The sequence below is a fragment of the Dyadobacter luteus genome (genome assembly GCF_003383615.1).
In the GTDB taxonomy this organism is placed as follows: Bacteria; Bacteroidota; Bacteroidia; order Cytophagales; family Spirosomataceae; genus Dyadobacter; species Dyadobacter luteus.
In genome coordinates this window covers 1-17,348 of record NZ_QNUL01000012.1, presented here as the reverse complement: position 1 = coordinate 17,348, position 17,348 = coordinate 1, and the positions used below count along the sequence as shown (strand labels likewise).

19 protein-coding genes are annotated in these 17,348 nt (G+C 43.7%); 4 read left to right on the top strand and 15 right to left on the bottom strand.

The genetic code is table 11. The features are described from left to right. Positions 1-188: 188 nt before the first annotated feature. Positions 189-1,310 (top strand): ATP-binding protein, encoded by a 1,122-nt coding sequence (locus tag DSL64_RS15420; protein ID WP_115831816.1) that lies wholly within the window; start codon positions 189-191, stop codon positions 1,308-1,310. A gap of 881 nt (positions 1,311-2,191) precedes the next feature. Here the strand turns inward: DSL64_RS15420 and DSL64_RS15410 are convergent. Both DSL64_RS15410 and DSL64_RS15405 read right to left on the bottom strand, forming a co-directional pair. Further along, positions 2,192-3,109, bottom strand: a complete 918-nt coding sequence (locus tag DSL64_RS15410; RefSeq protein WP_115831814.1) for an AraC family transcriptional regulator — start codon at positions 3,107-3,109, stop codon at positions 2,192-2,194. 181 nt (positions 3,110-3,290) lie between these two features. Continuing rightward, positions 3,291-4,148, bottom strand: coding sequence for an oxidoreductase (locus DSL64_RS15405; RefSeq protein ID WP_115831813.1), 858 nt, complete (start codon positions 4,146-4,148; stop codon positions 3,291-3,293). A gap of 537 nt (positions 4,149-4,685) precedes the next feature. Here DSL64_RS15405 and DSL64_RS15400 point away from each other — a divergent pair. The 3 genes from DSL64_RS15400 to DSL64_RS15390 all read left to right on the top strand — a co-directional run bounded on the left by DSL64_RS15400 (position 4,686) and on the right by DSL64_RS15390 (position 8,828). Continuing rightward, a complete protein-coding gene (locus tag DSL64_RS15400; RefSeq protein WP_115831938.1) occupies positions 4,686-5,156 on the top strand; it encodes a JAB domain-containing protein in 471 nt (156 codons plus the stop codon). 1,154 nt (positions 5,157-6,310) lie between these two features. Further along, the gene (locus DSL64_RS15395) at positions 6,311-6,943 is read left to right on the top strand and encodes a hypothetical protein (protein WP_115831812.1); all 633 of its coding nucleotides are present in this window, start codon (positions 6,311-6,313) and stop codon (positions 6,941-6,943) included. Between the two features lie 538 nt (positions 6,944-7,481). Further along, a complete protein-coding gene (locus DSL64_RS15390) occupies positions 7,482-8,828 on the top strand; it encodes a beta-galactosidase domain 4-containing protein (protein WP_115831811.1) in 1,347 nt (448 codons plus the stop codon). Between the two features lie 206 nt (positions 8,829-9,034). On the opposite strand, the gene DSL64_RS15385 is transcribed toward DSL64_RS15390, so the two are convergent. The 13 genes from DSL64_RS15385 to DSL64_RS29555 form a co-directional block, all read right to left on the bottom strand. After that, positions 9,035-9,319 carry a hypothetical protein gene (locus DSL64_RS15385; RefSeq protein WP_115831810.1) on the bottom strand — a complete coding sequence of 95 codons (285 nt, stop codon included), beginning with the start codon at positions 9,317-9,319 and terminating at the stop codon, positions 9,035-9,037. Positions 9,320-9,324: 5 nt separating this feature from the next. Next, positions 9,325-9,585: a helix-turn-helix domain-containing protein gene (locus DSL64_RS15380; protein WP_115831809.1), complete on the bottom strand. Its 261-nt coding sequence runs from the start codon at positions 9,583-9,585 to the stop codon at positions 9,325-9,327. 30 nt (positions 9,586-9,615) lie between these two features. Further along, positions 9,616-9,906, bottom strand: a complete 291-nt coding sequence (locus tag DSL64_RS15375; RefSeq protein WP_115831808.1) for a hypothetical protein — start codon at positions 9,904-9,906, stop codon at positions 9,616-9,618. A 66-nt stretch (positions 9,907-9,972) separates the two neighbouring features. Next, entirely contained in the window at positions 9,973-10,764 is a 792-nt protein-coding gene (locus DSL64_RS15370; protein WP_115831807.1) for a hypothetical protein, read from the bottom strand. Between the two features lie 37 nt (positions 10,765-10,801). Further along, positions 10,802-11,644: a conjugative transposon protein TraN gene (gene traN, locus DSL64_RS15365; RefSeq protein WP_115831806.1), complete on the bottom strand. Its 843-nt coding sequence runs from the start codon at positions 11,642-11,644 to the stop codon at positions 10,802-10,804. Positions 11,645-11,673: 29 nt separating this feature from the next. After that, the gene (traM, locus tag DSL64_RS15360) at positions 11,674-12,963 is read right to left on the bottom strand and encodes a conjugative transposon protein TraM (protein WP_115831805.1); all 1,290 of its coding nucleotides are present in this window, start codon (positions 12,961-12,963) and stop codon (positions 11,674-11,676) included. Between the two features lie 2 nt (positions 12,964-12,965). Next, complete coding sequence (locus DSL64_RS15355; RefSeq protein ID WP_115831804.1) at positions 12,966-13,361, bottom strand: hypothetical protein; 396 nt, start codon at positions 13,359-13,361, stop codon at positions 12,966-12,968. Positions 13,362-13,402: 41 nt separating this feature from the next. Next, positions 13,403-14,020: a conjugative transposon protein TraK gene (traK, locus tag DSL64_RS15350; RefSeq protein ID WP_115831803.1), complete on the bottom strand. Its 618-nt coding sequence runs from the start codon at positions 14,018-14,020 to the stop codon at positions 13,403-13,405. A 25-nt stretch (positions 14,021-14,045) separates the two neighbouring features. Next, entirely contained in the window at positions 14,046-15,161 is a 1,116-nt protein-coding gene (gene traJ, locus DSL64_RS15345) for a conjugative transposon protein TraJ (RefSeq protein ID WP_115831802.1), read from the bottom strand. Between the two features lie 11 nt (positions 15,162-15,172). Then, on the bottom strand, positions 15,173-15,805 hold the full coding sequence (locus tag DSL64_RS15340; protein WP_115831801.1) for a TerB family tellurite resistance protein: 633 nt from the start codon (positions 15,803-15,805) through the stop codon (positions 15,173-15,175). Between the two features lie 8 nt (positions 15,806-15,813). Further along, the gene (locus DSL64_RS15335) at positions 15,814-16,449 is read right to left on the bottom strand and encodes a hypothetical protein (protein ID WP_147300370.1); all 636 of its coding nucleotides are present in this window, start codon (positions 16,447-16,449) and stop codon (positions 15,814-15,816) included. Between the two features lie 11 nt (positions 16,450-16,460). Next, positions 16,461-17,138 carry a conjugal transfer protein TraI gene (locus DSL64_RS15330; RefSeq protein ID WP_115831799.1) on the bottom strand — a complete coding sequence of 226 codons (678 nt, stop codon included), beginning with the start codon at positions 17,136-17,138 and terminating at the stop codon, positions 16,461-16,463. A 13-nt stretch (positions 17,139-17,151) separates the two neighbouring features. Continuing rightward, positions 17,152-17,301 (bottom strand): TraG/VirB4 family ATPase, encoded by a 150-nt coding sequence (locus DSL64_RS29555; protein WP_374755834.1) that lies wholly within the window; start codon positions 17,299-17,301, stop codon positions 17,152-17,154. Positions 17,302-17,348: the final 47 nt, after the last annotated feature.

Here is a 17,348-nt window from a genome sequence, read left to right as displayed (position 1 = left end):
TTAACACATTGCTCCAATCCATATCCTCGGTTTGCCTTTCTAAGCTGCCCCACTGCAATCGGTTGGTGACCGGCAGTTATCTAGCAGCCTCTTACAGGATATTTTAACGATATACAATTCTATTATAATTATTTAAATGGATTCAAATCCAATAATATTATGTAATTTCAGGATTTAAATCCAGTGATATGATTATTAGAACACTTCATACTAGCATAGAACAAAGATTGTTTAAGGGAAAAGCTATTCTGCTATTTGGCCCAAGGCAATCTGGCAAATCGACCTTAGTGGAGTCGGTGCTCGCCGGAAAAGAATTCATGTATCTCAATGGAGATGACTCTGATGTCCGTGAAATTTTAACCAGCACGACTGCAGCGAAGTTACGCTTGGTAGTTGGCAATAAAAAGATTCTGTTTATCGATGAAGCTCAGCGTATACCCAATATTGGCCTTACACTCAAATTATTTACAGACCAGATTAAGGACGTACAGGTAATCGCGACAGGATCATCCGCTTTTGAGTTATCAAGTAAGGTAAATGAGCCACTTACGGGAAGGAAATATGAGTTTATGCTGTATCCATTGAGTTTTGCCGAAATGGTACAGCAAAACGGGCTGATACAGGAAAAGAGGCTCCTAGAACACCGCATGATTTATGGAAGTTATCCGGAAATTGTAACTAATACAGGAGAAGAAAGAGAGCTATTGAAGCTTCTTGCAAGCAGTTATCTGTACAAAGATCTATTGATGCTGGAGCAAATCAAGAAGCCCCTACTTTTGGAAAAGCTGCTAAAAGCACTTGCCCTACAGGTAGGAAGCGAGGTCAGCTATCAGGAAATTGGTCAAACAATAGGTAGTGACAGCAAGACTGTTGATAAATACATTGATTTACTCGAAAAAGCCTATGTTGTATTTCGTCTTCCTGCGTTAAACAGGAATGTTCGCAATGAAATCAAAAAAGGTAAAAAAATTTACTTTTATGATAACGGAATACGGAATGCAATTATCAATAATTTCAAGCCTGTTACATCAAGAACGGATGTTGGTGCTTTGTGGGAAAATTATATTATTTCAGAACGCATAAAATATATGCAATATAATGATATAGACGTAAACTCATATTTTTGGCGTACAACCCAGCAGCAAGAAATAGATCTTATAGAAGAGCACGGAGACGAGCTATCAGCGTTCGAGTTTAAATGGAGCGCAAGAGAAAAACGACGCTTTCCGCAAACGTTTACAGATAATTACGCCGGTGCGAAAACCTTTATTATTTCTCCCGATAACATGGAAGAATATTTGTTAGGATAATTGATTATAACAATGACCTGATTTAGAATAACCACACGATTAGACGATACTGACAATGCGGTCATGTATGGACACATTTCAGTTCTACGCAGCGTGGCCTAAATAGCATCAGGAAAGTTTTAGTTAACATAGAATTTTATTTTTGAGACATAGAGTTGCCAACAAGAGCAGTAACACAATCGTTGCTGAGAAAACGACTAATAGTATGCCTAAATATCAAGTAATCAGGGTTAAGACGTCCAGTCTCTAATATCTGAAAGACATAATTGTGGCGACCTCTGCCCGTTATGGAAGCACGCAGAGCTGGACTTCCCACCGCAGGGTTGTGTAAAACGTATATAATCAACTAATCTCAAATGGACGATCGCCCTGCAGAACTTGTTCAAATGGCAGAAGACATCAGAAAATAAAAGGGTATAACTGAATAGGGAATCAGGCTTAGAAAACCTGAAATAGACAAGAAGATCAGAATGGCAGCAACGATTAGATTCTGATACCAACCTTTGATCCTTTTCACTCTTTATTTAATAGACAGGATGAGTAAAATCACAAGTTGTATTGCTGTACCAGGCAGGTAACCAAAACTCTCGTACTTGTAGTGGTCAGCCGCTCCCATTCCTAACAAAAACATACTCAAAAGAGAAAAATGCCTCACTGCTACAAACACAATTATATTTAATAGTGTCCAAAGAAATTTCCAAATCCAATTCATCCGGGATACAAACCGACAAAATTTAAGATAAATTATAACAAGCGGAATATTGTAATTCGCCAAAACTCTCCTTGGTGTAGCGTACATTTACATACTGGTATCCTCTTAAGGTCTTGCCAAAAAATACTTAGGGAAGTAAACTACACCTTTGTATACAGAGCATTAGAAGCTAGATGCTTTTTCTGAACTCAGCAGGTGTGTATCCGGTATGTTTTTTGAAAAACAAATTGAAACCGGGCTGCTCTGCAAAACCTATACTGTGACTAATGTCATTCAAACTCCAATCTGTTTGTACCAAAAGCGCCTTTGCTTCATCCAAAATGCGGTTTTGAATGTGTGTACTTGCATTTTGCCCTGTATGTTTTTTCAATAGCTGATTGAGATAATTCGGATGCATTTGCATGCTTCCAGCAAACTCTTTGGCTGTCTTGATACGGATTGGTGTGCTGTAATTGATACCTGAAATTTCCTTTTCCAGAAGATCAAAAAAATGATGAACGTGGGTAAAGTCTGCTGTCACCTGATCGGGTCTAGGATATCTTGCCACCCTCATGCTTTCAACCATCAGTAGCTGCAAAAATGCCTGCATCGCATCTTCCTTGAAGTCACTGTCCGCCACTTCCTCTTGCTGCATTTGTCCGAAATACCTAGTGACACCCGGGACTTCATTATCCTGTAACCGGATCACACTCCTGGACTTATCTGAAAACAGTGCAAACTTGTCAATCACCGATTTGAGTTGGCCGTGTTTGTTGATAAAATCCTTTTTGAACAATACATAATGGCCTCCGGATTCTTCTGATAAGTTCTTCCAGGAAATGATGTCGTTGGGATGAATGTAGAGTAACGTCGGCTCTTCAATGTAATAGGTGTTAAGCCCCATTGTGAACACACCCGTACCTTTAGTGATCAGCAATATTTTATAAAAATCCCTGCGGTTGGGCGACAGGTAATTCCTGCATTCATATTGCTCTCTGTCAAAAACCCGGATCATCCAGTTTTCGTAGTAGTCTCGAAAAACAGGGATCATATCCGGCAAATCGCGCAGGGTATCGATCACATTCGCATCCAGGGTTGTTTTGATCATCGTTGTCAATAGTTCTTTTATACAAATCTATTCAAAATCAGGACTTAAAGTAGTTTACTGCCTTCTGTTACTATCAATGTTTCATTCATAAGTCGGGTTCATACACCTTCACTTGTACCCTAACCTGGATACAAGCGAAGGTCTGGTTTTTCCGCCTATCCCCTATTAATCACACGAAGAATTAACTGTCTTCTCTTACATCGTCATGGTCGGTTCCTGTAATGACATCAATCCATTCGGCTATATCTCTTTCGAAGGCAGCTGTTTTGGAGCGGTAGCGTTCAAGCGTGTCGTTACCTAACGGCAAATGAACCGGCGGTTTTGCCGCATTCGCCAGTGTCACAAATGCCTGGGCCAGTTTAAGAGGATCACCCGGCTGTTTGTAGCTTACCTTGGCAGCGAAATCGCGCATGGCCCCAACAGTTTCGGCATAATCATCGATAACCCGCTTACTGCTGAAAAGTGATGATTCATCAAGGAAATTGGTGCGGAAAAATCCGGGAGCGACTACCGTTGCGTAAATACCCAACGGCGCTACTTCCAGGGCAAGTGCTTCAGTAATTCCTTCAATGGCAAATTTGGTCGAGCCATAAAGGCCCCAGCCTACATATGCCCCAAGCCCTCCGATAGAGGAAATGTTTATGATGTGACCAGACCTCTGCTTCCTCATAAAAGGCAGTACTGCACGGATTACATTCAGTGTTCCAAAGACGTTGACCTCATAGTTCTGCTTTACTTCCTCGTTAGTGGCCTCCTCCACACCTGAGAGCAACCCGTATCCGGCATTGTTAACCACAACATCTATCTTTCCAAACTTGCTAATTGCCTGCTTCACCGCCTCACTAACCTGTAGTTCATTCGTCACATCCATTGTTACCACGAGCAGCTCCGCATTTCTGTCGAAACTTGTCAGCAGTTCTTCCTGTCTGCTGCGAACAGTAGCCACTACCCTATCACCGGATGCCAATACCGCCTTGGTGATTTCCAGACCAAACCCCCGGGACGCCCCGGTAATAAACCATGTCTTTTGCGTTTTCATAATGCGATTTCTTTTTGTTGTTTGATGCAACAAAGTTGAACACATGCAGCATGTCGGATGATATCAATAACAAAGCTTACATTATGAATTTCAAAGATTTTCAATTCGGTAGCAGATTGCAGAGCGCTGTAGACTACCCCTTATCGTCATTCCAAGAGCGACAGGAAAACAAATTTAGCTCGTCAACAGAAAAGCAAATGTGTAGTCAAAGGAAACACATCACCACAAACCGAACTACTCAAAGCCGAAATGCGGCATTTGGCCACACTCCAACTTCAGCAATCAAGAAATGCTCCTGAACCGAGATGTGTATTTGGCAAATTCTGAATGACACTAAATCCAAATATTGTTAGAGAATCACACATCAATTCTGCTGCTAAGTTAGCCACCGGGATTTGCTGGAAGAAAGTCAAAATTCCGGCATAAACACATTGCCGCCCGCAAATGCCCTTCATTTATTCCGTTGCTTTGTCTTCCTTAGCATCCCTTGGCAACTGCTGCACCATAATGAATCTGATCACTTTAAATCATGAAATTATGGAAAGTACGCAAAACAAATCATCTATGCTTATGGTAGCTGAAGTAGAACTGGTATACAAAAGCCAAATCAAAGCATCAGACCGTCCTAAAATCACTACATCAAAAGATGCGTACAGGATATTGAAAGACAGCTGGAATGAAGATGAAATGGAACTTCGCGAAAGCTTCAAAATCATACTTCTAAGCCGCGCCAACTGTGTGCTAGGTATCTATGAAGTTTCCAAGGGTGGCTTGACAGGTGTTGCAGTGGACATAAGAATGATCTTTATTGCTGCTTTGAAAGCAAATGCAGCGTGCCTGATCCTGGCCCACAATCATCCCTCAGGCCAGCTCAAAGCAAGCCATGCAGACAGAAATTTTACTCAGCGCGTAAAAGATGCCGGCAAAGTTCTGGATATAGAAGTTTTAGATCATTTGATACTGACTAGCGAAGGGTTTCTATCCTTTGTAGATGAGTGCTTAATGTGAAAAATACTTCTTAAAGAAAACCCGGTAACGTAAAGAAATGTTACCGGGTTTTCCTTTTTCATAGATTTTGCTAGTCCTTATAATATCATCTAAGCTTTCAGCTCAGATCCAAAAAGATGCTTCAACATACAGCCACTTACAAAAAAGCGAACCAAGACTGGTAAGTCTCCTGGTACAGAAACCACCGTATTTCCTTGCAGGCAAGCAAAATCTTTTCAGCGAAAACAACTAATCATCATTCTACAAAAGTTACTTTTACGATTCTGGTAATAGTATTGAGTCAAAAGTAGGCTACCAACTAACTGCCAAGTACTTGCAACACAAAACCCTTTTGGTAAGGGGAAACCAGCAAAACACTTAAATAAGATCGGGGGCAATTGATGGCAAGTATGCGTGGAGTTGGCTGCAAGCAGGTGTAAGACAAAGTGAATTCCGACGAGCAGGTGAACTGGATAGGCTCTGAAAACAAGGAAATGAGGCAAGACTTACAGGAAATACAGGCCTGATATACAACTATGATGAATTATCTTCTAAACCGAAAATTAGCATTTTATATCGCCTTAATATATGTTGGATTTGGCACCTTCTCGGTCTGTTCAATCTATCCCAATGACCGCTTCCATGGAGATTGGTCCGAGTTAGGTTTATTAATAACCCTACCAATATCTATGATTAGTTTTAGCTATCGTTATGCAGAATCCGACCTACTGTATCCTGTGTTTATCATTCAGGCAATAATGTTCCTGGTTACGTTTTTAATCCTAAGTAAATTTGTCAACAGCAAGAAAATGAATACTTAAGAAGGCCATTTCGGGACCCTCTTTTCGAGTACTTGAACTTTTTAAAGAATAAAAAAAGCATAGGATCTTGACTATCTAAAAGGTTGAGTAGGACAAAACCCGGAATAATTATCCGAGAACTTAATTTCCGGAAGACTATAAAACACAGAACAAGTGGCGATAGGCTGACCGGGGCCAAGGTCTTCGTTTTGTACAATCAACTCATCTCTGCATTTCGTCGCGGAAAGACTGGTACAAAATTGGCTCGGAGATCAATTTGATAAAGAAGGCTGCGGAAAGAAATTATTATGTAACCTCCACTGTACTTTCGTTGGATAATTTTTATAAATTTCGATCAAACAAGAACCCATAATCATGAAAAGACTTCTTCTTATTTGTCCTATTCTCCTTTTGGCAGTATTGGGCTGCAAGAAAGATGAGGCTGTATTGGATGCCGAAATTATCGAGGCTCAAAAAGTTGCCACGCTCCAAAATCAGTTCCACGGAAAATATGGTATCGTTAGCTCTGTCAGTAATGAAGCCGTTGATATAAATATGGACGGTGTATCTTCCACTAACTTGTTTGAGGAGATCGATGTACTGCCTTCAGAAAAAAACTATCATTTTGACGTAGAAGTGCGCATTTATGTCGGTAACCTTTCTGCCGGAACAGCATATATATTTAGTCAGGCGTGGCCAGAGCAGTATATTCAAGTGGAAAACGAAGAATGGGCCGGTGGTCCGGGTCTGGATTATCATCCTTCACTACAAATGTCTTTTGTGCGGCAAGGCACGGCGCGCCAGTTCTATTTTTCCTCAGACCGGAAGTTGCTCCATGTACTACCAGGTGAGAAGGAGAATCCTTATCGATGGGTAAAACCCGAGTCTGTGGTCGTAGATCCTGCTGGCAGGCTGGTTATTGTCAATAAACGGTATTTGTACACAAAAAATGGCGTAAAACAAGTATCAATTACCTCAGTCTATGAACGCTTTACAAAGCAGACCTAGCCACAGCTAATCCTGATAGGACTGTCATTATTCAGATTTTTCCAGCAAGTCCCCTACTACTTTCGTCAGTAACGTCCGGTTCCAAAGACAGGCGCCGGACGCGATCAGATTTTGTAGAATGGCTCAAAAGCATATCAATTCGTCACCTCTCAAATCAATGTATCATCTTGGTAGCTGCCATGAGTTAGGTGAGACACAATTTACTTTCCTATCTGTTCCACAGCGGCTTCTAAAAGGTGTGAAATCCTTCTTCTTTTGCCTTCCGGTTTAGCAAGCTTTGCCTACTTAGGCAAAATGACCCGCTACCAATAACCATCCTGGTTTTCTGTAACTACACAATTCGGCTTAGACAAGAGAATAAACATAAAGTTTTGACAATACTGATTTCACCCCCAAAACGTATGCGGATTCTGATAACCTGTCCGTCGTTGATTGTGACTCGCAAAATATACGGAAGCTCTACCACTTGTGTCAGGACAACGTATAATACAAAACGTATATCAGCGTTGAAATTTCAGTATGCTTATCCAGACAACACATGAGAATTTTTACACTTATACTTGGATTGATTTTGTTAACGACATTTGATAAATCCGTCGCGCAGCTTTATGATACAGCTAATGTTAAACTTCAAATAATCAACCCAACCCTTGTTCTGGAACACGGCGGTTGGGATTCAGCGAAGGATGTGATTGACTTGGCAACATACAGCCGTGGATACATTTGGAAGTCCGGAACATACAGTGCAAAAGACATCAACGAAACTGTATGTATTTCCCTAAATCCAGCATCTATACGAAAACAGTATAAAGACACAGTAATTATATTTACTTCAAAAAAAGTCTTTGGCATAGCCAAACCAGAAGATTTACCCCCTAAATTATTAACTGCTCATGCTGACGAGCTTATTCACGGAAAACTCGTGCTTTGGAATGCTGAAAGTCCTGCCTGGTATTTAGGTAAAATTACGCCGATAATTGACAATAGAAAGGATCAGCAGGACTATGAGTTTTATCAGAGCTTGTCAAAATTCACTGTTCGTAACGGCTTGCCGTTTCTTAACGGCAGACCTGTCAGGCTAAACACTGTCAGATACAAAAGTACATTTTCCGACAAAGAGAAAATGATAAGAGACATATTAGCCCTCAAATCTTCTAATACCAACACAGCAATAGTTAACAGGTTAGATACATCATGGCTGACTCTTTGTGACAGTCTGGGTTTTTACACAATAATGGAACACAGCCTTTTGCCAACTGCTACTGCTAGTGGATCCTTTAATGAGTACGTAGATATATTCAGCGACGACCACAACAGTGGCGGTTACGTTCCAAACATTAAATTCGGATCACTTATATTTTTTTACGTAAATAGCGATGACAGATCTAAAGTAAAAAAGTTAAATCAGGATATTCCGTTCTTTGCAAGATATCCAAATACTTTCTACGGCGCCAATGATTTACCAGGTGTTTTGACTCTGAAATATGAAACTTATCTGGGTGACAGCACTGTCAACTCCAACAATAACAGAAAGGTGCTAAGCAACTTACAGAAAATCTACAGACACATTGAATCAGAGCTCAAAGCCCCAGAGAAGGGCATTCTGACCGTAACAAACAACTTCAGTTTTAGAAATATTGAAGGGACAATTTTTAGATGGAAGGCGCTTAACGGCCATCACCTTGTCGAAGGATCAGGGACTGTTCCAAATCTGCCTGCCGGAGAAAGCATTGCTATTTCTTTGAACTTTCCAAAAGATACATTCAGCAAAAGCAGCACCTATTCATTTGAAATCAGCTTCTCTCCTAAAAACGACACCGATTTCCATGGAATGAAATACATTACGTCACCTTATTACCGCGAGTATACCGCTCCTGATAGATAAGCTGTTATACCCTCTTTTTCTCCATCACCCAATGGCAAACATCTAATCTGAATCCGTTCGATATGATTTAATCTCTGATTTTCAACGGAAAGCATCTACTGAAATCAGCTCTGAAAGTAACCGGCATATAAAATGCATACCTGCAATGCTGCTTCTTCCTTTGAGTAAAGTAGCCCGAATGCTTAAATAGCAAATCAGATACAAATTCAGACAGTGATCAGCTTGACTGTACTTCCGTTCTTAGGATGATACGATGGTGTATACTGAATGTATCCCATGCCCTCTAGCTCCTGAATGTACTTATGGTAAGTTGCAGCCGCCTTTATTCTGGAAAGCTTCATTACCTTGCTTCGTGATATTGAAAATGCACCTTCTGACCTGTTCTTTGCAAACATGATAATAAGAGCCTGGTAGATAGCCAGATGCCAGTTGTTTAGTCTCTCGTCCTTGGAGGCCTCACTTAATGCGCGTAAAAGCATATCGGTTTTCATATATATCAGGCTTTCTTGTTCAACAAATCTTCAATGTCCCGGCTTCGGTAATACAGCAATCCGCCAATTTTCACCGGCTTTAATACGCCTGCGATCCGCAGATTTTGAAGTGTACCCGCCGAAATTTTTAAAAACTTTCTGACTTCGGCGCTTTTCAGCCACTCAGAGGCCTTTGGTTCGGATGTATTCATCAGCAACTTTAAATCGCCTAGCAGCTGCTGACGAAAAAGCTGCAGGTCCTCCTTGGTAACCAGTTCGATCTGCATAGTACTTTACTTTAAGGTTTCTACTGACTTTTAAATACCGGTCAGAAATATCCGGCTCTGTTTGAATTTGTAGTAGGAAGGCTCGTAACGGATGTAGTTATACTCAGCTAATTCGTGCAGAAGCTTGACGAAAGTAGCGCTGCTTGAAATCTTGGCAGCCAGCATCACCTGGCTTGAATACGCTGCAAGCGGGCCATTTGATCCCTGATTCTCCCAAAGAAGAATCAGGGCCGTATAAAGCCCGATGTGCTTTATTCCAATGCGCGGGTCCTTTTCGATATCAGAAAAGAACCGTTTCAAAAGTGCTGCTGCGTTTTGCATAGATTTATTCCGATTCCTTTCAGTAAGTGTTATTCACTTTCATTGCTTCATACCTTGTGGGGCTGTCTAAACAGATACCTTTTTACCCTTTCTGGTTTTAGGTGCTGTCTGATCGCTATCCGCCTTCTGCTGCTGTTTGGCGTCTTTCTTCTCGTTTTGCTTCTGGGAAGCCCCCTCCCTTTCAGACTGCCGTAGCCCGTCGATTGTCAGCCGGCGGTTATTCTGATCATACACAGTCACAGTCTTAAACTGCGGGTTGGCTTCAAGAAAAACCCTTTGTTCGTTTACGTTCTGTTGAAAGGTGACAGCCTGCCGGTTACCCTTCCCAAGTGATTCCAAAACTCTGGTTTTCTCATTGACATCAGACAGCTCTTTGATGGGCAGTTTCGCAACTGATTTCTCCAGGTCAAAACCGTACTTTTCACTAAACTGCTTAAACTTGTAGTTTCCGTTTTGCGCAGTGTCCTTAAAATCAAGCTGCACCCAGGCGTTATACAAAGCCCCCTCTTTACTGATCAGATCTTTGTTCACAGCCCTGCCGTCGAGCAGATTATAGGCTTCCTTCTGCGTGATATTTCCTGCTTGCCGGTTGATATAAAAGGTCTGCTTGATAGCCTGCTCTGCATTTTCCTTTTTCAGCGCAGCATCGTAGCTGTTAAAAAAGTACATATCACTCTGGGCAGATTTTTTAAAATGAAGCGATGAGCTTAGCTCGTCTTTCCCATGCTGCGCTGTATGCGACAGCCTGAACTCGTTTTGTGCTTTGGCAAGGTTCGCTTTTAGCGCTGCTTCCAGATCCTGACCGAATCCTGTAAACTTGATCTGGTCTTTTAGATATTCAAAATTTTTCTCGTTCATGACCCTGCTGGTTTGAATCTTTTAAAAAATCAACTGATCAAAGCACCGGTCTGGCCTTGATAATCGTCTTGTTTTGCACCTGTAAGCGCAGATGACGCCCTCCATTTTTTTCCATCAACTGAATCGTCAGCTGCTTGGCATCCGGAATTGTGAACTTGGGAACTGCAAACACCATCTCGTGCTCGTTGCTAGCATCAATGCCTGGCGTCTGAGCATGCACATGCAAGGGGGTAACTTCTGTCTGCTGGGTAGCTACTCTTTTTACACGCTTTTTATCGCTGATAAAAAACCTCAAACTCTCAATTCCGTAGGAAACATTAGAGCGGTTAGCAATCCTAAGCCGGTAGAAAACCACCTCCTTATCGATGTAAACGCCAGTCAAAGAAAGCCTAACCTTACCCGAGCCGTCACTGATCCTTTTGATTTTGTTCCTGTCTGCCGCTACGCGCTCAGCGCTCTGTTTCAGATATTGCTGGTTGGGCTCTTTTTCCAAAAGCGCATCTGCTCCTCTGGAGTTTTCTAAAACCTTAATCAGCTCTATATTCAACTGCGTGGGCTGCTCTGTGTAGTCGACCACAAAAGAGAACAGTTTTCCATCCGCAGTCACTACGGTCAGATTCGTCTGTTTCATGTTTTTTTCTGCCGCTTTCAGCTGTAATATATTCTCAACCCCTTTGGCCTTCTGAGCCAGTATATCACGGCTACCCCTGTCAACACTTTTGATCGCGTAAGGAAAGATCACGTTCACTGTCTTGTTATAGGTGATCTGAAGCGGAAAGGGCTCAATCACATAAAGCTCTACGTCCTGGCCTAAAGCCATGGCTGCTGTAGCCAGCCAAAGCAGGCACACTATGCCGCTTAATTTGCTCTTTTTAATCATCTTCAATTTTGTTTTACGGTGATTTAAATTCAGATCGCTTTCTGACCAGCATCTTTTAAAAGAATCTGGTAGCCCGCCTTCACAGATACCTGCACAAGTCTGGCTTTTCTTCCCAGTAGCGTCTTGGCCGCCTGTATACCTGCCCCTGCCACCTGAGCACCGATTGATGGGTCGAGAGTGCCCACAGATAATCCTTGTATATCCTGGCTGACAGATTGTTTGGCCACATTTCTTGATATTGATCCCGGTATATAAATCCCGGCCTGCCCGTCCATATCATACACCGACAGCCTGACAGGAAACAGAGAGCTATTCAGTCTGATCGAAGAGATATCAACCATAAGCCGCTCCCCGTTAACGCTCACTGTCCCGTACACAAAACTGTCTTTGGGGATCAGCACTCTCTGTACATAGATATCTGTAGCAAGTCTGAGTTTGATGCTAGAACCCGTCACCAGCGTCTGCTGCTCGTGCACCACTGCTTTGATGGCGTTGTCCGTGCTGCCACTAACAGCATCATCCAAAGAAAAAAATCCGTTGGCCTGAAAGCTGATCTGTGAAACCGGGTCGCCGGTAGAATCAGCGCCGAAGTCTGCTACCGGCGTCTGGTCTGCGGCGGCTGTGACCGCAAAAGACGGGAGCTGCGCGCTTTGCTGCCTGGTTCTTTGAGCAACTCTGTCAGGATGCTGAATGTCAAGAATCTTTTCAAGCATACCGTTTAACTCTAAAAGCTCGGGGTCCCCCTGGGCGGTGTTCTGCTGGATTTCAAGGCTTCTGATCAGTGACTGTTTTTTAGCAAGGTAATCATCTGAGCTGAGTGGTCTTTCTGCCGGCTCTGCAAACTGCGGCTGGGTACTTTGTGCCAGCACCGAATCAAGAGATTTGAGTTTACTGATGATATCTGTTTGTCTGCCCTGCCCGTAGGTTTTGCCTTTATAGGAAACCGTTTTTGCTTTCTGCTTCAGATCCTGCGGGGCCCCAAGCCCCTGTATCGTAAGCCCTTCTGCGAGCTCGTCTCGGCTGGCCAATTCTGCGCTCCTGTAAGGATCCTTCTTTAACTGCTCGCGGATCTTGGCAGAATCATCCGTCGCCTTTTTATAGTAGGTAAGCTTACTGAAAGCGGTCTCGTCTTTAAGTTTTGGATCGGGAAGGCTCGTGTTCAGCCCCTGAGGCTCATTTTGTGCTACCTGATTCTTGTAGATCATTTTAATTCCTACCGCCCAGTAGGCCAGCGTCAAAAAAGGCAGTAGCAGTAGCGGCAGATAGGTGTAAAACTTTTTATTCTGCTCAAATAAGGCCGAATGTGCTCTTGTTTCCATGGTTATTTTTTGATTTGGTTTAACTGATTCAAACTATCTTCTACCACCGCCTTTTCCAGACTGTCCAGATACATTTTGATCTGGTACTCGGCCCGCTGCCGCTTCTGGATTTCATCGGCAAAATTCCGGATCACTCCAGCACCACCGTGTATTTTTGATTTGCCAGAATGCATCAGACCTTGCACAATCAGCCGTCCGCAGAAAACACTGCCTGCCAAAAACAGCATGATACATACCGCCTTCAGTCCTTTTGATGTGAGCTTTCCGGCCCCGGTGCTCATCAAACCTGCCCAGCGCCGCTGTAAAGCAGTTAGCTTTTGAAAGATTCTTCGGGCCGCAGTGCTATCTTTTTCGCTATCAGCTTTCGCTACGCGGTGCGCATTGAATTTGTAGAACATGATTGCCTTGTTTTAATGATTGATAAATTCGGTTTGGCCCCTTACCGGCTTTGAACGCCTATATCCTTGTTTTCAACCGTGATCCATTTCTCGATCAAAAATCCGTGTGGATTGTTATCAGATCTGGATACAGTCCGAAGTGATCCTTCGGTGATCAGTCTGCGCGTAACGATGCTGGTCGGGCGGATGATCCGCTGGCGGGCGCTGCAATGAAAGCTGTAGGGATAGCTCTGTGTCTGTACCCGGATGCTGTCAATCTGAAGCTGCTGGCTGATATTTCCGGAAATGATACCCGTATAGTAGCCCGATTCACGCAGATCATCATACTGCTTTTTCGCCGAACCATCCGCCAGATAAAGCGCCTTGGCAACACCGGACTGAATCGCTTTATCATCGGGATCAAGCGTAAAAAACAGCCTGTGAAAACTTGCGATATGATCCCTTGCTTCCACCTCTATATTCTCCCCTCTCTCAGATGCGTAAGCTTCAAGAATTTTTCCTGACTCCAGAATATAGACCCTGGACTGAGCCGTTTCAATGCTTTTCAAGCTTTTGAAAACCGTAAAGCAGCAAAAGATCGCGGAGCTGATCACGGCCACAAAAGTGAAATTCCTGATATGCTTGAATGCCGTATCAATGTTTTTGGCTTTTTGAAACATGGCGTTTTTCTATGTTTAAGTGGTTCTAACTGTTGGCTTGGCCTTTGTGAGGCCTCTGTGGCATTCTTCCAAAACCACCTGATGCCGGAAATGCCGAGTTGGCGCTCGCCATGGCCGTATTGGCAAAAAGGGTCGTTACCTTCTGTAGTAGCGTATTTTGACCACCCGCCTGAATAATGTAGCCCGCCACCGAGGGCACCGAGAAATAGCCCACTATTCCGATGATCAGAAAAATAAGGTAGGCCATATCATGGGCGTTGAAAAAAGTATCGCCGCTCTGCTGCACCTGACGGATGTCAAGCGCTATCATTTTTTCCTGGATCTTGCCAATGATCGCACCGAAGATGTTGGCCACCGGAAGCCACAGATAAATGTTGATGTAGCGGGCAATCCAGGCAGTGAGTGTATGCTGAAACCCGTCAAAGACGGCGATCCCAAAAGCGATTGGCCCTATCACAGCCAGCACAATCAAATGAAATGTTCGGATCGTATTGATACACAAAGCCGCCGATTCAAATACCACTCTTAGGACCTCGCTGAGCGCGGCCTTGATTGAGTTTCTGAAATTATAAGACTGCTTGGCCATATAAAACTTGATATCATTTGATATCCCGTCGGTAAAACCTTCCGAGTAGCCATCGCCATAGGTGTATTTCAGCCACTTTTCACGCGATCCTTTCTGATCATCGCCTACATACATCTCCCAGAACGCAGAGGACTTAACTGCGTCCTCTTTCTTTTTTAGAAGCAGCGCAATCGCTTTGTCCGAATCCTGCACCATACCAGACGTTCCCCTGACTGTCGGAGAGAGCACCGCGTTAAGCAGCGCGATCACAGAAGGGAAAATCAGGATCGCAAAACCAAGTACAAACGGGCGGAAAAGCGGGTAAAAATCAATCGGTTCCGCGCTGGCCAGATGGCGCCATATCCGCGAGCCGATGTACCAGATCGCTGCAAACCCTGCTATGCCACGGCCTACACTGATCAGCTTACCGCAAAGCGGCAGCATCTCACTGTACAAGCTGTCCAGTACACCGTTCAGGCCCCTGACCTGCTCAGAGAAACCCTGCGCCTGGACAAAATGCGGCCATAGCGCTGCCAGCATCACAAATCCTGTGATTGTAAAAATCTTTGTTTTCATTTGTTGTGATTTTAGCGTTTCAGATCATAGAGCTCCTGCAGCATCTGTGTATCCGATATGGCATTCTTTCTTTGTGCAGCCAGCATCGAAGCGCTGCCGTTAAAATGCCTTAGAAAAGAAAGCTGATCGGTAATCTCTTCATAAAGCTGATCAATCGCGGAAAGCCGCTCATCATCTGACGCCCTGAGTTTTTTCGCTGTCAGAATCATTGTCAGCGCATCAAGGTTTTTAAGACTCGCCGATGTAAGCTGATTATATACCTTTCCAATGTAGGCAAGCTCATCCTGTGTGAACTGACCTGAAGCCCTAAGCCTTCCGCGCGCCTTGCCCAGCTCATCTGCGAGCGCAAGCTGAGAAGCGATAATATCCTTTACCCGCGAGTAGTTTCTCACCGCAGGGCTCACCTGCAAAAGTCCATCCAGGAAAGCTTCGTGTAACTTAAAATTGCCCTCAGACAAATCCTTGATCACATTGTAGCCTTTAAAAAGAATCTCATAACCCGCTTTAAGCTCCTGCAGAATCTTTCTGAGCTCGTTTAGCTTTTCAATATTCAAAATCAGCTGTGTGACTTCGGCCGTCTGTGCTCGCGCGGGAGCCATGCCCGATGAGATCAGAAGCCAAAACAGCAGAAGCAGTTTTTTCATAACACGCATCAGTTTAAGGAATGGATACTTTTTCTTAACCCGATCTCAGCGTTTTCATTTCTGATCTGAGCAGCAAGCAGCTTTGTTTTCTGATCGAAACTTTTCACAAAACTGTAATTGTCCTGCATCTGCCGGAAACCAAGTTCGATCCTCTCTATACGCTGATCATCGCTCATCGACAGATTGCCATTTCTGATCACCAGAAAAAGGTTGTTGATCACCGACTGACAGTCGTCATACACCAGCTTTAAAACCCATTCGATATAAGCCATCTGGCCGGGGTTAAACACCTGATCTAGCTCAGAAGGCAGCTTCTCACAGGTATCGTTCACTCTGCCGTGAAGTTCTGTGATCTGCTGAAGCCTGGAGGATGAGCCGACCTTCGGGTTCACGATCAGCAGCGAATCAAAACGGTTCTTGTGCAGCTTGAACTCACCCTCCTTGATCTGACCAATGATGTCCAGGCCCTCTTTGGCAATCTTGTAGCCTTTCTCTGTCAGCTCCAAATAAACTTTCAGCTGGGCAATCTGCCCGATAAGATAGTCTTTCTGAGTGGCGTTTTGTCTGAACCACTCCCTGAAATTCTGAGCCTGGCAAAGATTTGAGCAAAGCAGCACTAAAATTGCAATAGATATTGTTTTCATAATCCTCATCACTATTCGATTCCGTAGAGTGCTTTGACTACCTGCGCATCAAACCTGCTGTTAGCCCTGGACAGACTCAGCACCTTGTTCTCGCGGTTGAAGCTACTAAGCTCGTCGTAGATCTTATCCACCTGAGCAGCAACCCTGTCAATAATTTCAATCCGTTTGACATCCGACATCTGGGTACTGAAAGATTTCACCACCAGCGTAAGCAGGTCCACATTTTTTGCCGTTTCATCCAGCATCCCCTCATAGACCTTTTGCATATAGTAAAGCTCGGCAGCTGTAAAGTGTTTGTCCTTTTGAAAAAGCGCCCATGTGCTTTGATACTCATCGATGAACAGCACCTGTTTTTCTGCGATCTGTTTGATTCTAAAGTAGTAGGCAATCACTGCCTTCACTTTCTTTAGCTCATCGTAATACTCCTTGTACAAATCCCGCTGCTTTTTGACCCAGTCAGCAATTTCATCCAGTTTTAACTGGGCCATTGTATTCTCCAGCGCCTTTTGCGCATTCTGGAGTTTGATCACCGCATTCTGCCTTCTTTGAATCAGTAAATCCACTGCCTTGACCACCCTGGAAATTGCTGCTTTGATGATCGCCGCCCACCCGGCTGCCGCTCGGGCCTCCCCCGCCGGTGCGATCGTAGCCGCACACACCATCAGAATAAAAACTGCTCTTTTTAACATGATCTTTTAGGTTTTATGCCCTGGCCGAAGCCAATAACTCGCCAGCCAGCACTTGGATCCCTTTTTTGATGCTCCCATATTTTTTTGCATACTGTTTGACCTTTACCTTTTCAGTTTGCTCTGTCGTATATGCGTAGGATAAGAACCCGGCGCCTTGCCATATTGACTATGGTAGGTTTCCAAGAACTCTCCCCCGAACCGTACGTACCT

Excerpts from the sequence above, each read along its gene's own strand:
- DSL64_RS15420 (WP_115831816.1), top strand. The coding sequence starts at position 189 with ATGATTATTAGAACACTTCATACTAGCATAGAACAAAGATTGTTTAAG.
- DSL64_RS15410 (WP_115831814.1), bottom strand. The coding sequence starts at position 3,109 with ATGATCAAAACAACCCTGGATGCGAATGTGATCGATACCCTGCGCGAT.
- DSL64_RS15405 (WP_115831813.1), bottom strand. The coding sequence starts at position 4,148 with ATGAAAACGCAAAAGACATGGTTTATTACCGGGGCGTCCCGGGGGTTT.
- DSL64_RS15400 (WP_115831938.1), top strand. The coding sequence starts at position 4,686 with ATGGAAAGTACGCAAAACAAATCATCTATGCTTATGGTAGCTGAAGTA.
- DSL64_RS15395 (WP_115831812.1), top strand. The coding sequence starts at position 6,311 with ATGAAAAGACTTCTTCTTATTTGTCCTATTCTCCTTTTGGCAGTATTG.
- DSL64_RS15390 (WP_115831811.1), top strand. The coding sequence starts at position 7,482 with ATGAGAATTTTTACACTTATACTTGGATTGATTTTGTTAACGACATTT.
- DSL64_RS15385 (WP_115831810.1), bottom strand. The coding sequence starts at position 9,319 with ATGAAAACCGATATGCTTTTACGCGCATTAAGTGAGGCCTCCAAGGAC.
- DSL64_RS15380 (WP_115831809.1), bottom strand. The coding sequence starts at position 9,585 with ATGCAGATCGAACTGGTTACCAAGGAGGACCTGCAGCTTTTTCGTCAG.
- DSL64_RS15375 (WP_115831808.1), bottom strand. The coding sequence starts at position 9,906 with ATGCAAAACGCAGCAGCACTTTTGAAACGGTTCTTTTCTGATATCGAA.
- DSL64_RS15370 (WP_115831807.1), bottom strand. The coding sequence starts at position 10,764 with ATGAACGAGAAAAATTTTGAATATCTAAAAGACCAGATCAAGTTTACA.
- traN (WP_115831806.1), bottom strand. The coding sequence starts at position 11,644 with ATGATTAAAAAGAGCAAATTAAGCGGCATAGTGTGCCTGCTTTGGCTG.
- traM (WP_115831805.1), bottom strand. The coding sequence starts at position 12,963 with ATGGAAACAAGAGCACATTCGGCCTTATTTGAGCAGAATAAAAAGTTT.
- DSL64_RS15355 (WP_115831804.1), bottom strand. The coding sequence starts at position 13,361 with ATGTTCTACAAATTCAATGCGCACCGCGTAGCGAAAGCTGATAGCGAA.
- traK (WP_115831803.1), bottom strand. The coding sequence starts at position 14,020 with ATGTTTCAAAAAGCCAAAAACATTGATACGGCATTCAAGCATATCAGG.
- traJ (WP_115831802.1), bottom strand. The coding sequence starts at position 15,161 with ATGAAAACAAAGATTTTTACAATCACAGGATTTGTGATGCTGGCAGCG.
- DSL64_RS15340 (WP_115831801.1), bottom strand. The coding sequence starts at position 15,805 with ATGAAAAAACTGCTTCTGCTGTTTTGGCTTCTGATCTCATCGGGCATG.
- DSL64_RS15335 (WP_147300370.1), bottom strand. The coding sequence starts at position 16,449 with ATGAAAACAATATCTATTGCAATTTTAGTGCTGCTTTGCTCAAATCTT.
- DSL64_RS15330 (WP_115831799.1), bottom strand. The coding sequence starts at position 17,138 with ATGTTAAAAAGAGCAGTTTTTATTCTGATGGTGTGTGCGGCTACGATC.